The organism is Kordiimonas aestuarii, assembly GCF_025574465.1.
Taxonomy (GTDB): Bacteria; Pseudomonadota; Alphaproteobacteria; order Sphingomonadales; family Kordiimonadaceae; genus Kordiimonas; species Kordiimonas aestuarii.
This window is the reverse complement of record NZ_JAOBPP010000021.1, coordinates 789,861-807,273: the sequence shown is the minus strand read 5'-3', so window position 1 is coordinate 807,273 and position 17,413 is coordinate 789,861. Positions and strand designations below refer to the sequence as shown.

General features: G+C 56.5%; 7 protein-coding genes. 2 read left to right on the top strand and 5 right to left on the bottom strand.

The features are described 5' to 3' along the window. The first annotated feature begins 162 nt into the window (after positions 1–162). The gene (locus tag OEU85_RS16290; protein ID WP_262692580.1) at positions 163–6,864 is read left to right on the top strand and encodes a VCBS domain-containing protein; all 6,702 of its coding nucleotides are present in this window, start codon (positions 163–165) and stop codon (positions 6,862–6,864) included. Between the two features lie 471 nt (positions 6,865–7,335). Here the strand turns inward: OEU85_RS16290 and OEU85_RS16285 are convergent, their stop codons facing one another. Together OEU85_RS16285 and OEU85_RS16280 are read right to left on the bottom strand one after the other, a co-directional pair. Further along, positions 7,336–9,351, bottom strand: a complete 2,016-nt coding sequence (locus OEU85_RS16285; RefSeq protein ID WP_262692579.1) for a tetratricopeptide repeat-containing sulfotransferase family protein — start codon at positions 9,349–9,351, stop codon at positions 7,336–7,338. A gap of 80 nt (positions 9,352–9,431) precedes the next feature. Continuing rightward, positions 9,432–11,837 (bottom strand): TonB-dependent receptor, encoded by a 2,406-nt coding sequence (locus OEU85_RS16280; protein ID WP_262692577.1) that lies wholly within the window; start codon positions 11,835–11,837, stop codon positions 9,432–9,434. A gap of 395 nt (positions 11,838–12,232) precedes the next feature. Here OEU85_RS16280 and OEU85_RS16275 point away from each other — a divergent pair, with 395 nt between their 5' ends. Continuing rightward, complete coding sequence (locus OEU85_RS16275; protein WP_262692575.1) at positions 12,233–14,236, top strand: S9 family peptidase; 2,004 nt, start codon at positions 12,233–12,235, stop codon at positions 14,234–14,236. A gap of 63 nt (positions 14,237–14,299) precedes the next feature. Here the strand turns inward: OEU85_RS16275 and OEU85_RS16270 are convergent, their stop codons facing one another. From OEU85_RS16270 to OEU85_RS16260, 3 genes are all read right to left on the bottom strand, one after another. Then, on the bottom strand, positions 14,300–15,028 hold the full coding sequence (locus tag OEU85_RS16270; RefSeq protein WP_262692574.1) for a FadR/GntR family transcriptional regulator: 729 nt from the start codon (positions 15,026–15,028) through the stop codon (positions 14,300–14,302). A gap of 58 nt (positions 15,029–15,086) precedes the next feature. Continuing rightward, positions 15,087–15,899 carry a helix-turn-helix domain-containing protein gene (locus tag OEU85_RS16265; protein WP_262692573.1) on the bottom strand — a complete coding sequence of 271 codons (813 nt, stop codon included), beginning with the start codon at positions 15,897–15,899 and terminating at the stop codon, positions 15,087–15,089. Between the two features lie 111 nt (positions 15,900–16,010). Further along, complete coding sequence (locus OEU85_RS16260) at positions 16,011–17,411, bottom strand: FAD-binding oxidoreductase (RefSeq protein ID WP_262692572.1); 1,401 nt, start codon at positions 17,409–17,411, stop codon at positions 16,011–16,013. Between the last annotated feature and the right edge of the window lie 2 nt (positions 17,412–17,413).

Here is a 17,413-nt window from a genome sequence, read left to right as displayed (position 1 = left end):
ATTCACACCGACATTTCTGCCAATGCAGAAAATTCAAGGCTTCTGGCAGGATTTTCCTGAACGGTCATGGGAACTTAAGGGCGAGACAGTTATGACGCCCAATGGCCAATCGGCATACGGGCATTGCCATCAAATGGTGGCCAACAGATGGCGGGAGGACCCATGACCAACTATAAAGCAGTATACGGATTTGACCGTGAAGCGGCGCGTGAGCTCCTGATCATCGACCGGGGTGTGAAAGACGTTGAGATCCTGCTGAGCGAACTCTCGCCATCGGTTGACGTTGTTTACCTGAACACATGTCAGAATCCGCTTTTCCAGGTCGCACAGGCACTGGCGTCTCGCTCTCATATAACGACGGTACATATTCTCGCCCACGGCTCACCGGGCACAATTCATCTCGGTGGTGTGGACGTTGATGAAGCTTATCTTCACACCCATGAAGGTCTGCTTAGTGCCATAGATGCCTTGCTGGCCGATGACGCGAGCATTGCACTTTGGGCCTGCTCGGTTGCGTGGACAACACAGGGGGCAAGCTTTATCCGTACACTAGCGGCGGGTACGGACGCAAAGGTACACGCCACAGACCGGCCGGTAGGTGCCGCATCACTAGGCGGTGACTGGAACATCGGTGTGCCGGCACCGTTTACCAACGCTGCGCAGTCATCTTACCCGCACACCCTGCCGATGTTTGATTTCTCGAGCGGATCACTCTCAAACGGGAATACTGTTTATACGGAAACGCAAGACGGCGTGACCATGACCGTCACTTTCACGGATGGTCTTGGGAGCACAGACGGCAGCGTAACTATGTCTGCCGTTGGTGGTGGAGGTGGTTCTGACGGGGGCTTTGTTTTCACGCCGGGAGGGCAGGCTATCACTCTGGTAACGTTCGAGTTTTCCGAAAGTATCCGGCTCAACCAGTTTCAGATTATTGAAATCGACAACTCGCTGGATGGTACCATTAGCGGTTATATAACCGGAGGAGATTCCGGCGGCTTTTCTATCAGCACGAGCCGATACTCGACGATTGAAGGCGTTCTGGGTGCTGACACCAGTGACTCTCTTGCTATTTTGTCGACCGATGCTACCGGCATGACTATTCGTTTGGGCGGCGCGAATATTGGTCTTCCCTTCAATCCGGGCTTCGACAATCTGGTGTTTAACCAGTATGCACCCGAGTTTGACGATGCGGATGATACGGTCTCTTTGACTGTCGATGAAAATGACAGTGCGACGGCAATTCCCGGCCTTGGCGTCACCGATGCTGACGAAGGCGACACGCTGACGTGGACCGTCGTTTCCGGCCCCAGCAAAGGTTCGGTGACCCTGACCGGCACGGCAACAGCAACGTCTGGGGGTGGGGACCTGCCGGGCACATATACCTATACGCCAAACGCGGACACCTCAGGCTCTGACAGTTTTTTCATTCAGGTTTCCGACGGTATCGATACTGACATCATCACCGTGAACGTAACCATCACGCCGGATAATGTCGCGCCGGTGATTACCTTGCCGGACGCACCTGAGGTGATCGAGGACGACGAAGATGTCTCCCTTGGCGACACGATCGCGATAACCGACGAAGACGGCAACGACCAAACCGTTACGCTCACAGTAACGGGCGGCACGGTTTCGCTTGATACCACCGACCTCGATTTCACCGTGGGAGACGGCACCGACGACGCCAGCATGACCTTTAGTGGCACATTGGCGGAGGTGAACGCGGCACTCGACAGCCTCACCTTTACACCAACGGCCAATGCTTACGGCGACGCGGCCGCTTCGATCCGCCTCCAGACAGCTGACGGTGCCGGTGGCAATGATGACGACACCCTCACGATTGATATCACTGCGGTTGATGACCCCATGGTCATTACCGGCGATACAAGCGGCAATATCGATGAAGATAACACCGGCACCGTTACCGGCACGCTGAACCTTTCCGACCCGGACGGGACCGAAAGCCTCTCGGGCTTCGCCTATGATGGTGATTATGGCCGGATCACCACCGAGTATGAAGGCGACTGGATCTACGACCTGAATGAAAGCCACGCTGACGTACAAGGCCTGACAGAAGGCGAAACGCTGACCGATGTGATAACGATCCAGACAGCAGACGGCGCCAACCAGGATATTACCATCACGATCAACGGGGCCGATGACCCGGGCTCGCTATCTGGCTTTGCTGGCAGCGTTACGGTGAATGAGGACGAAATCACCCTGCTTGATGGCGATGTGACCTTCACCGACATTGATTCAAGCGGCGGCACGCTCACCGTCAGCGGCCTTTTGTCCGGTGACGTGGTATCTTTGCAGGATACCGGAACCGGAAGCGGCGAAGTTGGTTTTTCGGGCACCAGTGTCACTTATGAGGGCGTGAGCGTTGGCACCACATCGGGCGGTGACGGCGACACCTTCTCCATTGCGCTGAACGCTAACGCGTCCGATGAAGTGGTTGACGCGCTTATCGAAGCGCTCACTTTCTCCGCCACAGATGACAGCCCGGTTGAAGCCCGCACCCTGACCCTGAATGTAGCTGACACAGACGGCAACTCCGTGCTTGGCGGCGGTCAGGTTATAGAACGTGCATCGGGCGACAACCCCTTCTATGACAATACATATAGCAATCAATATACCGCGCCCACGATGGTGGATATTGATAATGACGGCGATATAGACCTGTTTGTCGGGTTTGGGAACGCGGGTGCCGGAATTCGGTTTTGGGAGAACGATGGCAGCGGCGACTTTACCGAGCAAACCGGCGCCAACAATCCGTTTAATGGGGTGGATTTTGGTACACGTGCGGCACCTACCTTCGCAGATATTGACGGCGACGGCGACAAGGACGCATTCGTAGGTATAAACGACGGCACCGTCCGCTTCTTTGAGAATACGGGCAGCGCCGCGACCCCAAGCTTTACAGAGCGCACAGGCGGCGACAACCCGCTCAATGTTCTCGATGTGGGTAGCAAAGCAGCGCTTGCCTTTGGTGACCTGGATAATGATGGAGATCTCGACGCCTTCGCAGGTCAGGGGGACGGGTCTTTCACCTTCTTCCGGAACGACGGCAACGACGACACCGCTGACTTCACAGAGGTGAGCGGCAGCGGCAATCCGCTCAACGGCGTCGACCTGAGTTCAACATCGTCAATCGAGCTTATCGATCTGGATAACGATGGCGACCTGGACGCCGTGCTTGGGCAAAACAGCGGCGATATCAGCTATTTTGAGAACACAGGCTCGACCAATAGTGCCAGCTTCACCGAGCGCACCGGCGACGACAACCCGTTAAATGATGTCTCCGTTTATTATATCAGCAACGTGGCCTTAGGCGATATTGACGGCGACCGCGTATATGAGGCTGTTGTCGGCGCTTTTTCAGAGGACGACCTCCTGACCTACGACTTCACGGTCGGGCAATCGATCGATGTTGCCGTCACCCCGGTTAACGATCCGTCTGTGATCACGGGCACAGATGCCCGCACCATCAACGAAGGCAGCACATCGATAAGCGGCGATTTGACCTCAAGCGACCCGGACGGTGATATCTATTTCACGGCAAGTGTTCAGGACGGTGATTATGGCAGCCTTTCCATCAATGCCTTCGGCAGCTGGACCTATACGCCAGACAGCAACAGCGATGACACGATTAATGAACTGGGTGCTGGCGATACGCTGGGCGACAGTTTCACCATTCAGTCTTCGGACGGGACCGAAAAAGCAGTTAACGTCACCATCCGCGGCGTCAATGATGCAGCTGTCATCGGCGGTACCCTAGGAGCAAACCTTGACGATAATACAGACAGTATTGGCGGCACTGCGTCTGTCAGCGATGTGGACGGAGAAGACAGCTTCAACGCAGATACTTCAACCTCATCCTATGGCGACTTTGAAATCGCCGAAAACGGCGACTGGAGCTTTGACCTCAACAATGATTATAGCGTCGTTGATCAAATGCAGGAAGGTGACGAGATTGACCTGACCTATACCATTGAAGCAGACGATGGCACCCAAAGTTCGGTGGTTATAACGGTAACCGGTGCCAACGACGATTCCATTATCACCGGCACCACAACAGGTACGATTTTTGAAGGCGTGCCAACCACCAGCAATTACCTTGGCATCAATGATGTCGACAATGATGTTGCCTTCACCCCCGATACGATTGAGGGCGACTATGGCACGCTTACCATTGAAGCCAACGGCACATGGACCTACACGCTTGATAATACCAGCGATACGGTCAATGGGCTGACGGAGGGCGACACGCTCGGTGATACTGTCACGGTTTATGCGGACGACGGTAACAATGTCGATATCGACATTACGATCAGCGGCATAAACGATGCCGCTGTCTTCACGGGCGATGTCTCGGCCTATATGAATGAAGACGCAGACACCTATTCAGGCACGCTGGCCGTAAGCGATGTAGACGGTGCTGACAGCTTTACAGCCGAAACGCTGGAAGGCGATTTTGGCACCCTAACGATTGACACAAACGGCGCCTGGACCTTCGATCTCAATAATGACCTCGATATTGTGGCAGGCCTGAGCCGCGACGACACCCTTGGTGACGGCATTAATGTTGAGGCGGCCGACGGCACCAAACGCGAAATATCCATGCTGATAACCGGCGTGAACGACGAACCAACGCTTACCGGTGTTGGAAGCGACTATATCTTCACGGAAGACATTCAAGGAAACCTCGACCTGTCCGCCGTCAGCATCACTGACATCGATACGAACGACACGCAAACACTGACCCTCACGGTCACCGGCGGCACGTTTACCACCCCTGCGGACGGCGCGGGTGTTGGCGACGGGGTAACAGCCACGCTGACAGACGCGCAAACGATCACCCTTGTGGGCGGCGCGGACGACATCACCAGCTATCTGGATACGGTCGGCAATGTTCAGTATACCGGGGCGGAAAATGCGGAAGGTGATAACGCCGCAACACTGACCGTCACGGTCAACGACGGCAATGCCACAGTGAGCGAAAGCGCCAATGTGGATATCACCGCTGTTGATGACGAGGCCGTTGTATCCGGCACCTTCACCGGTGCTGTGGTTGAGAGTGATGAGGGTGAAGGCGGCAGGGGCACGACCGCATCCGGCACGCTTTCGATCAGTGACGTCGACACGGCAGACAACCCAAGTTTCGCGGATCAGGCAGCTACAGCGGGGGATAACGCCTACGGTACATTTGAGCTAACGGGCGGAGACTGGATCTACAGGCTGGACCAAGCCGCAGTGCAGGACCTGGATGCTGGCGATATTGTCTCAGACACCATCACCTACACCGCATCAAACGACGCGGAACAACAAATCACCATAACAATTATCGGCACCGCAGATGACGCCGTTATCACCGGCACGTTCAACGGCTCCGTGTCTGAGCAGGCAACCTCATCGGGCATAACAACCGGCACGCTGTCGATCAGCGATCTGGATGAAGACGACACCCCCACCTTCGCTGATCAGGGCGCCACAAGGGGCGATAACGGATACGGCAAGTTTGAACTCACTGGTGGCACATGGACCTATACCCTTGACCGCAGCACCGTGTCGGGCTTGGGGGCGGACAGCAACCTGACAGACACCATCACCTATCAGGCTACAGATGGCTCCTCCCAGGAAATAACAGTGACAATCGAGGGTATTGACGATGCACCATCTTTGCCAAGGCTGGTTTCAACCGGTGTTGATGAAGATAAAATGGGCGCTTTTGTCGGTACCCTTAGCGCAACAGATCCGGAAGGAAAAAGCGTTAGCTTCTCAGTGGATGACGCACGTTTCAAAGTGGTGGATGACAAGCTCTATCTGGCCGACGATGTCGCGCTCGACTATGAAGAAGTCCAGGAACTCAGCATCAAGGTTACCGCGTCAGACGGCGGTAAAGGTCGTACAGCCTTTCTCGATATCAACGTAAACGACCTGCCGGAAGCGGTCATCAATACGCCAACGGACGGCAATGATACGGTTATGGGTGGAGACGGCCGCGATACACTGACGGGCGGTGCGGGCAATGATACGCTTGATGGTGGCGAGGGCGACGACACCATTCTGAAGGACAGCAGTGACAACGGGCAGGACATCATCGTCGGCGGCGGCGGGAATGACATGGTGCACGCCGGTGGCGGCAATGACTTTATCGTGGGCGACGGCGCATCCGACGGTACTACCCGCCAATCACTTCCCCAAGACAGCGATACGTCCAGCGATGGTGCGGACACGCTGCGCGGCGGCATGGGAGACGATACCATCCTCGGCGGCGGTTGGAATGATGACCGCATCAATGACAACGGCAGCTATGATGACGGTGAGGAAATCGAGAGTGGCACAGCGCAAAACCACATCTGGGCAGGGGGCGGCAACGATGTGGGCGTTGGCTCAGGCGGTAATGACCTCATCGGCGGCCGAACGGGCGATGACAAGCTCATTGGCCTGGGGGGCGACGATACGCTCTTTGGCCACGCGGGCGACGACCTAGTACTTGGCGGTGCAGGCGATGATCTGGCTTTCAGTGGCACTGGCGCTGACACGGTCGACGGCGGCGCGGGTGATGATACACTCTGGGCCGGCGCAGGCGACGACCAGCTCACCGGCGGTTCGGGCGCTGACACCTTTTGTTTCGGTACTGTAAGTGGCAATGACGTGGTCACCGACTTTAACGTGGATGAGGACACGCTTCACCTGTCCTATCGCGGGTTCGAGAGCCTTGACGCCGTGTTAAACGGGGCCATTGAGGCCAGTGTGAACGGGGAAAGCGGTGTTATGCTCGACCTCGGAGGCGGTGAAAGCGTTTTCCTTGCCGGGTTGGCGCTTGATGAGTTTAGCGCAGCGCAAATCATGCTTTAGGGCCAACAACCTCTCTCATATTGCTAAGGTTACGTTTGGCCCAGACGCTGAGCGCCGCCTAGCCTCAATTCTGGAGCACCTGCGCTTTTTTCATGAACATACAGTCGCTCCAGCTAGCGCTTATGCACTAAAGGAAAGATTCAAGCAGGTGATGTGGATCCGACGTCGCAAATATGCGTGGGCTTGAGGCCCCTATGTCACCGATGTCCGCTTATGTCCTATTTTTGTTAACAACTCTTCCGTGATGGCTGTTCACGGCCAGAAGGTGTCTAGGCTGGGTATTGAATGAGCTTGATTTCTCACCTTTGCTGCCTGTTTGACGGTGGGTATCGGATGACCCTTTTTTACGACACCATGTCGGCCGAGCCCAATCTCGGCACGGCATGAACTGCGGCGCCAGGGAATGAAGCTGGCGATGACGGTCGGTGATGGATCCCGGCGAGATCGAGGAAATATACTTTGGCCTTCAGCCTACCGTGCGCCGTCTGGCGCGTAGGCAGCAAAACGTTTCAGCGTCGCGTCACCAAGGCTGTCAAAAAGCGGGTGTATTTCCTCGGCAATCGTCGTCCATGCTCCGACGCCCTTGCGGTTGATGGGCTGCCGCACCTGCTCACTGCTGGCGGTCTTTACCGCGCGCCTGTTCCGGTAGAACTCAAGGCACGCCCCCTCGAACGCCACACCGACATGCGCCAGCATGGCCTGCACAACGGCCTCCGTATCGTTGATGGTGTCTTCGTATTGCACGGTCATGATCCCGTCCGGCAGGACCAGCTGCCAATAGTCCATCAGGTCAAGATAACAATTATAATAGTGGCCGATGTGACCGAGGTCGTAACTATAGTCATGACCGCCAGCAAAATGCTGCTTGAAGGCGCTGTAACCGCAGTCCACTGGATAGCGCCGTGCATCGATGATGATCGCATGTGGCAGGATTTTGTGAATGAGGCCGATGCGTTCGAAGTTCGGCGGCATCTTGTCGATGAAAAAATCGCCACCTGCCCGGTAAATTGCGGTCTCATCGAGATAAGCCTGCCCGAACCGGCAGAGGTCTTCCGCGCTGAAATCCGCGATGGATTCAGGGAACTGTTTACCAAAACGCCGCCCACCTTCAATACGGATGCGACGCTCGAGATGCGCGAGCGCCTGAAGCTCCATCGTACCATCGATGCGGCTGTGGCTCGCCAGCATCTGCTCAATGAGCGTGGAACCCGCCCGCGGCATGCCCACCACAAAAATGGGCGTTGGTCCCTTCAGCATTTCGCGCGGCGCTCGCCGCTCCAGGCAACCTACGCTGAAGCTTTCCTTCAGGCGGCGATAGAAATCCGCATGCTGCAGAGGGTCATACGCAGCATCGGTACGTAAGGCATTTGCCGTTTTGTACCAGCCTATCGCCTCACCCGGCTTTTGGTCATTCTCACACGCACGCGCCAACGCAAAGGCCGCCTGGCATCGCTGCGCATCGGGCAGGCCATCGTTACCCGCCAGCGCTGCCATGGCCTCCTTGTCACCGCTTGAGAAATGATAATCCTTAAGGTCGGCCAGGCCCCACCAGCCTGCGCCATTGTCCGGTGTATTGACAGTGCAGGCACGGTAAGCCTCCTCGCATTCCCGGCGCCGGCCGAGAATCTTGAGGGCGTGGCCACGCAGGAGATCCACCTTGCCAAGTTCTGTGCTGCCTTCCTCAAGAAATGCTGCCGCGGCTTCAGCCGCCTTGAGCGCGCCTTCATAGTCCGCCACATGACCACAGATGCGGCTGAGGAGCCAGAAAGCGGTAAAATCGGGTTTTATATCGGTGAGCGCGCGGGCCTCGGCAAGTGCGGCGGTATAGGCGCCCATGGCCTCAAGTGCTTCCACAAGACTGCGCCGCAGCATGACATTGGCGGGATGCTGTTCAATGCTTGCGCGGAGGATATCGCGCCGAGCTTCATGCGCGCCGACGGTATCGGCAAGATGGGCAAGGAAAAAACTGGCGCGCGGATGGCCAGATTGTTGCTGCAACATCTGCCGCGCGATTTTCTCCGCGTCCGCGCGCCGGTCCGATTGCATCAATTGCCGGATGTCCCGGTAGGCGCCATCAAGCGGATCACAGGTTTCCGCCCGGTCGCTGGCCCGAACCGCCGCCTTGTAGTCCTGCCTGTCAAAATAAAGCCGCTCCAGATTGCACCAGGCGAGGTAAAAGTCAGGGTTGCGGGCGACGACCTCTTCAAAGCTTGCAAGCGCGTGGTCAGCGTCTCCCGCCTTCATGGCGGCAAAGCCAAGATCCGCAAGCGCGGCCCAGGACGACGGGTGCCGTCGGGTATTCTCGACGAACACCTCAAGCGCCTCAGGAATTTTGTCCTGCCGCATCAGGGCACTGCCATAGATGGAACGGGCGATCTCGTCATCCGGGTGCGCGCACAGAAACTCCGCCAGCCGGGCTTCGGCGTCAGCAAATGCCTGCGCCTGCACAAGGGCTGCGGCCTGTCTGTAGAATGCCTGTTTGTCCATACTGAAAGATACCTCCCCAACCTTCGGGCAAAAAAATGGCAGGCCCGAAGGCCTGCCACCATAAAACGGTCTGAAGAAATTTAGAAGGTTACATCCAGACGAACCGTCACGTTGCGTTCCTGCCCGTAGGTGTACCACAGCGCGTTGCCAGACCAGTCACTCCGGCTGCGCGACCGCTTATAGGTGATGATATTACTATCAAGCAGGTTGTTCACGAAAATGCTAAGGCGCGAATTTTCGGTCACTCCGAACGAAGCATTGAGGTTTATCAACTCATAGGCAGGCGAGATGTCATCCTCACGTACGTTGAAGTGAGACTTGTATTTGCCATAGCCAAGCATCTCGAGCCGGACAGACGCGTCCTTGTTCCAGATCTCGAATTCCTTGTCGAGCGCGACATAGAAATTATACTTCGGCACCATCGTCATATCGTCACCGTCCTCGGCGCCAAGTGCCGGCACGTCGGACGTCATCCTCGAGTTGGTATAAGCTGCGTTCACCATCAGGTTCAAACCGTCCATGATCTGGGTCGTCGATTCGAACTCCACACCCTGCGAGCGGGCCGAAGCTGCGTTCGCGATGTAGGAGAAACCACACGACGGCATATAGACATCTGCCTGCACGCCGGACCAGTCAATCTGGTAAACGGCAGAGGAGAACGACATGCGCCGATCAAAGACAGCGCCTTTCACACCCACTTCATAGTTCTTGATCTTGTCCGATGCATAACGGTCTGTATAGGAACCGATATTCTCATCGTTCAAACAGTCGGCCGGCGGGGTCGGGCCGTTGTTGCCGCCCCGGCGGTAGCCTTCCGAATAGATCGCGAAGATACCGAGGGTCTCGTTCGGCATATAGTTAACGCTGAACTTTTTCCGGGTACCGTTTTCACCGTCGTTGGTGATGGTTTCCTGACGCGTCAGGTCATATGGATCAATCCAGATGCCCGACACTTCGTCATGCAGGTCATCCTTCAGATCATAATAGCGCAGGCCACCCGTTAGCTCGAGATCCCCGGCGTCACCGAGGTCTAGCGTGTAACTCAGCTCTCCAAAGAAGGCGAGTTCCTTCTTTTTCCATTTGTAGATGGTGTAGTTGTAGTTCTTGGTATCGTCGCCATACATGGTTGCGCCAATTTCCGACGGATCGCCAAGCCCCCAATAGGAGCCCCACAGATAAGCGGCTATCGCGCGTGACCGGTCGTCGCTTGCATGATACTGCCACTGTACGTCACCTGACGGCAGCGTTTCGTTTTGGTCGTAGAAAGCACCGACGGTCCAGCTGAGCGCGCTATCTTCATTATTGGACTGAAGCCGCGCTTCATGGGTCCAGCGACGGCCTTCGGATTCGTCCATGATCCAGGTACGGAACATATCGTTGGCGTCCGCCCGTGACCACCAGGACTGCCGTCCAAGATTGTCATTCCGCCGGTAGGAACCGGAATAGGTGAAGTCCGCCCCAGGGAAGATGCTGTCCTTCTCGATATTCAACGCAAACAGGTTCTGGCGGTCCCGGGTGAACTGGTCCATCAGCATATATTGCGTGAATTTCGGATCATGACCGTTCAGTTGCCCGCCGAAACACGAGGTCCGGCTGGCACCATCCGGGCAGCTTGGGAAGTCGAACGCGACATCATAGCCGTAGGGTGCGTCCGGATTGGCAGTCAGGATGGCGTCATAATAGTATGTGGGTGAGTTCGCATCCACATCGGTTTCACCACTGTCAAATATACGCTCGTTCACATGCATGAAGTTAATGCGGGTTTCAGGATTGGGCGACCACATCAACTGCGTACGGATGAAGTGGTCTTCGTCCTCGCCGATCACACCGGTATAGGTGTTGAGAACCTTTTTGCCCACATGACCGACAGACGCGGTTACCCGGAGCGCGAGCTCACCCGCAATCAGCGGGAAATTCACCGCAGCAGAAGCACGCACACCCGTGCTGGGTCGGTTTTTCTCCCGGTCAAGCTGCAGTGTGGCGAGACCTTCGAACTCATCAAGGTTCGGTTTTTTGGTGATCACCTGCACCGTACCGCCAATCGCGTTGGAGCCCCAGAGTGTACCCTGCGGGCCGCGCAGCACCTCCACCCGTTCAACATCGAACAGGTTGGAAAAATTATACGGTATGCCGTCGGTAAAGGTGGTGGTGGTGCCGGGCGCCGTCGAGTTACTGCCCGACAGACCCCTCAGGATCAACGATCCCCGCGGGCTCGCGGCGCCTGCGATCGTGCGGTACATGTCCTCCTTGTTGACAAGGTTGCGTTTTTCGATTTCCACCGCTCCGACGGTAGAAATATTCATTGGCACCTCGACAACAAGCTCACGCTTTTTCCGCGCGGTTACGTAGATTTCCTCCAATTGCATTTCATCGTCAGTGTCCGCGCTTTCTCCGGCCTCCTGTGCCGAAGCTGCGGGTGCCATGCATGCCATGGCGCTAGACGTCATTAACATGACTATCAGTGCTTTTTTTGTCCTGTCCGACATAAAAGCTTCCTCCCTAGTTGCATTTTCAAAAGACAACAACGGGGGCTGACCCGCAAACCGAAGCTTGCAAAGTTAAACAATACTTTTTGGTAAAAAGCCCCCCTTCCTACCACTATCCCTAACTTGAGGATTCTACAGGAAAACTAAACTGTCCGTCAACTAGATGACGCAGTGAAGCTATTTTTAAACTTAAGTTTTTTCATTTATATAACGAATGATATAATAACTTTACTTAAGTATCGGAGAATATTTCTGCATAACTACTTGATCTGGACAGCGAAAAGCGCAAACGCGGGATTGCTAAACCTCCCGTTTCCTGCTTTGATCGCGATCCATGCTCGCTGACACCCGTCATGCCACAGCACGGTTCGGGGACATGAAGAGGGGGAGTTTTCATGCACTACAGGATAATATTTTCAGCACTATTCGCCGCCGTCATCTCATATAGCGGCCACGCAGCCGACCCAGGTTCGCTGTCCGCAGCCGACGCGGTTAAACTGCAGTACACGAGCGACCCGCGCCTGAGCCCGGACGGCAAGTGGGTTGCCTACACCGTCAGCCGCAACGATCTTGAAAAAGATAAGCGCCGGACACAGGTCTGGATTGCCGCCACGGACGGAACAGCCGAACTGGCGATGAGCGGCAAAGGTTACTGCGCCAGCAGCCCGCGCTGGAGCCCGGACGGCAAATATCTGGCCTTTCTGGCAGAGAAAAAGGAAGGCGAAAAAAGCCAGGTCTGGCTGCTCGACCGGCGCGGCGGTGAGGCCCGGCAATACACCCACATCAAGCAAGGCGTTGACGCCTTCGCCTGGTCACCGAACGGTGAGGAAATGCTGCTCACCCTCACCGACCTCCAACCGGAGCCGGAAAAGATCGATGGCGAAGACAAGCCTATGCCCTGGGTCATCGACCGTCTTCAATTCAAGGAAGACGGTGTTGGATATCTCGACCGCTACCGTCAGCATTTATATCTGTTCAGTGGCGAAGGCAGCCCGACACAAATCACCTTCGGCGACTATGACGACCAGTCCCCGGCCTGGAGCCCGGACGGCAAGTGGATCGCTTTCACCAGTAACCGCACCGAAGAGCCCGACAGCAATACAAATAGTGATATTTGGGTAGTGTCCGCCACGCTTGAGGACGGTAAAGCTGCCACGGCAGAGAACCATCCGCTTCGCCGCGTCACCTCCAACCCGGGTGCCGACTATAGTCCCGCCTGGAGCCCGGACGGCAAGTGGATTGCCTATGTCAGCACTGTAGATACAGCCAAAATCTGGTATGCGACGAACCATCTGGCGATTTCTCCCGCCGCGGGCGGTGAAGCCCGGCTTCTGACCACAGATTATGATCGACCCGTACATGCGCCGCGTTACGCCCCGGATGGACGCTCCATCTATGTCGTCAGTGAGGATGACGGCCAGATGCCGTTAATCGCTGTTGATACAAAATCGGGTAAAGTGAAACGCGTAACCGAAGACCAGTCTTCCACCTATGCTTTCGACATGAACGGTGACGGCATGACGGTCCTCAACCGCAGTGAGCCGGACCAGCCCGACGCCATCTACACGCTGAAGAAGGGTAAATTGCAGAGGCTTTCGCACCTGAACGACAAACTGCTGGCCTCCGTCAACCTCGCAAGCGTCAGGGAAGTCCAGTTTCCCAGTGCGGACGGTACCATGATCGAGGCTTTCATATATCTTCCGCCGGGTTACGAGCAAGGCAAGCGCTACCCCGCCATTCTACGGCCCCACGGCGGCCCCGTTGCGCAGCATGATTCCGGCTTCTATACCGAAGCGCAGGTGCTGGCGGCGGCCGGTTACGTCGTCATCGCACCTAACCCACGCGGGTCAACTGGTTACGGCGAAGATTTCTCGGCCATCCTGTTCGCCAACTGGGGCGTCAAGGACTTTGAGGATGTGATGGCGGCGGTGGATTTCGCTATCGCTGAAGGCTACGCAGACCCGGATAAGCTCGGCGTTGGCGGATGGTCCTATGGCGGCATCCTCACCAATTATGTGATCACCAAGTCCACCCGCTTCAAAGCGGCGATCTCCGGCGCGAGCGAGGTGCTTTACCGCGCAAACTATGGCCACGACATCTACCAGGCCATCTGGGAACAGGAGCTTGGCCTACCATGGGAAACCCCTGAAGCGTGGGAGCGTATCTCGCCCTTCAACGATATCGGCAAGGTGACCACGCCCACGTTGGTGATCGGCGGCAAGGAAGACTGGAACGTCCCTATCCAGAACTCCGAGCAGTTGTATCAGGGCCTGCGCCGGCGCGGGATCGAGACATTGCTTGTCGTCTATCCGGGTGAAACCCACAGCATCGTCCGGCCCAGTTTTGTGCTGGACCGCTACCAGCGCTATATCAGTTGGTATGATCGTTTCCTGAAATAACCGTTACCCAAGGCCAAGCACCAGGCCATAGAGTCAGGTGAAGGGGGTGGACATCGGCGTGGCTCAAAGCCCGCCGTATGGCCCCGCGAGACCGCGCAACAAGTCCCCAATGGACGTATCGAAATGCGCCTTCATGGCGTTGCCCGCTGCCTCTGGATCGCGGTTGGCGATCGCCACCGCCACATCGTGGTGGCGCTCCAGCATGACGGACTTCTGCTCCGCTGCCTTGCGGGTTTGCCAGGCAGTAGGAACCGCCACCTGCATGAGGGGTGAGAAAGAGGTGACGATCTGCAGGAAAAGTGCGTTATGGCTGGCCCGCGCGATGGCTTCGTGGAAGGCGATATCGTGTTTGGTCATCAACTCAAAGTTATCGCTGTCGCGCGCGATGGCGTCAGCAAGGTTCATGATGCCCACTGCTTCCGCCTCGGTGCGTGACACAGCGGCAAGGGTAGCTGTACGCAGTTCAATAGTGCGGCGCACGTCCCACACCTCGGGTACGGTGATCTGCGCTGTATCCACCGCATGATTGAGCGAGGTCGCAATAACCGAGCCGTCAACCGCTCCCACTTTCGGTTTGCGGCCGTTGCCGACATCAATAAGCTGCAGCGCGGCAAGCGCACCGAAGGCTTCACGCATCACCGCACGGCTGACACCAAGCTCCGACACAAAATAGCCTTCGCCGGGCAGGGTATCGCCGACGCGCAACCGGTTGTCCTTGATGTGAAAGGTAACGGCTCGCATCGCCTTTTTGACAAGCGAACCTTTTTCGTCACCGCGCTCTTGCACGTTCATGCCTCGTCCCAATCCTCTATCACTGACTGCCAGCTTTTACACATTTCGGATTATCACGCTAAGCCGCAACCTTGCCAGCCTTATAATCGCTGGGCGGCGCACCAAATCGCCGGCCAAACGCCCGCGAGAAGCTGGCATTGTTCTGATATCCCGCCTTATAGCCGATCGCCGAGACGGACATATCCGTCGTCAGCAACATACGCCGCGCTTCAAGAAGGCGTTTTTCTGCAAGGGCTTCCGCAACCGTACAATGAAAAAGCTGACGAAAGCCGCAGGTGAGCTTGGACCGGTTCAGCCCACACATGCGCGCGATGTGATCAAGCGTCAGTTTCTGGCTCCAGTGTTCGTCTATCACGACACGGGCCTGCATGATACGAGCTGTATCCGTGGCTGAAAGCCCGCCATGGTCAAGACACGGCACCAGGGTTTCATCGGCACCCACACGCAGGGTTTCACATAAAAGCTCCATCGCCTTCGCGGTGCGGTATGTTTGCGCCATTTTTCCGGTCATGTTGCATTCAAGCAGGGCCCGGGTGATCGCTCGCAAGTTTTCCGGCATATGATAGCGACAGCCACCAAGGTGGTTGATTTGCATCGCTTCAAATTTTTTGAGCGCGGCTTCCGACACCTGCACGACAAGGCACTCCTCACCGTCAAGTTCAGAGATTGCGTCACCAGAGCGGCAGGACGACCGGACATGTATGAAAAACGTGCCCGGCATCCCGCCTGACCCTGGGAGGTATATGAATGCCACGTGGGCGCCAACTGCGGCAACCTCATGGGCTGCGTCACAGCCCCAATGAATGCTGATCTCATCCGAGATCGGCACATCGCCAAAGAGCGCCGCTTCTTTTATGCAGGAATATTTCAACTCTATTCCCCTTCTTCCCGGTTAAACCATAACCTATCAGATAGTATAGTCAATACCTATCAGATAGGTTAATAAGGCAGACCCAGCTCCCTACTGGCCTGGATCCATGGATCAGAGCGTGAAAATTTTTCCGGGATTGAACAGGTTATTGGGATCTATCGCGCGTTTGACCATCCGCATGAGGTCGACAGTATCGCCCAGTTCCCGCACAAGCCAGTCCTGCTTGCCAAGGCCTATGCCGTGCTCGCCTGTGCAGGTGCCGCCCATTTCAAGCGCCCGACCGACAAGCCGCGCATTCAGCCTTTCAGCCTCTGTAAGGTCTTCCGGCCTATCCGGGTCCAACACAAAAATGACGTGGAAATTGCCGTCGCCCACATGGCCCAGGATGGTAGCCGGTATACTTGCTGTGCCAAGGTCTTCTTTCGTGGCGCTGATACATTCCGCCAGCCGCCCCATGGGCACACATACGTCTGTTGGCCAGCCAACGCTGCCCGGCCTCAGGCCAAGCGCCGCATAATAGGCTTCATGTCGTGCGCGCCAGAGCTTGGTGCGTTCCTCAGGCAGGTTGGACCAGTGGAAATCACCACCGCCGTTATCAGCGGCGATATCACGCACAATTTCCACCTGCTCGGCCACATAAGCCTCGGTACCGTGAAACTCGAAAAAGAGGGTGGTCAGTTCAGGATAATCGAGCTTGGACCACAGGTTGACCGCCTTCATCTGCATATCGTCGAGGATCTCAACGCGGGCGAGGGGCACTCCCATCTGAATCGATTGCACAACCGTGTCCACCCCGCCAGCAATGCTCTCAAAGCTGCAAACCGCCGACGATATTACCTCCGGGATGCCGTGCAGGCGCAGGGTGATCTCGGTGATAATACCCAGCGTGCCTTCGGCGCCAATCATCAACCGCGTGATATCATAGCCCGCGGCAGACTTGCGCGCACGGCCACTGGTGCGGATATCGCGCCCGTCAGGTGTCACAACGCGGAGCGACAGGATAGCTTCCCGCATCGTGCCGTAGCGCACAGCATTGGTGCCCGACGCTCGCGTCGAGGCCATGCCACCAATAGTGGCGTTCGCTCCCGGGTCAATGGGGAAAAAAAGCCCCAAATCCCTGAGGTGCTCATTCAACTCTTCCCGCCGCACACCCGCCTGCACAGTACAGTCGAGGTCTTCCGGGTTCACCGACAGGATCTGGTTCATCTCAGAAAGATCGACGCTCACGCCCCCGGCGATGGGGGTTATGTTCCCTTCCACGGATGTTCCGGCCCCAAAGGGTACCACCGGTATCTGGTATTGCTGGCACAGTTTCACAAGCGCCACGACTTCTTCCGTCTTGTGCGGAAACACCACAGCATCAGGTAGCATGGTCTCGAAATGGCTTTCGCTGCCACCATGCTGCGCGCGCACGGCCTCACCGAAATGAAGCCGGTCACCGAAGATGGCACGCAGGCCGTCCGTGAACTCGCCACCAAGCGGCGGGTGCGCTTTCTGGACCAGCGAGGCCATTA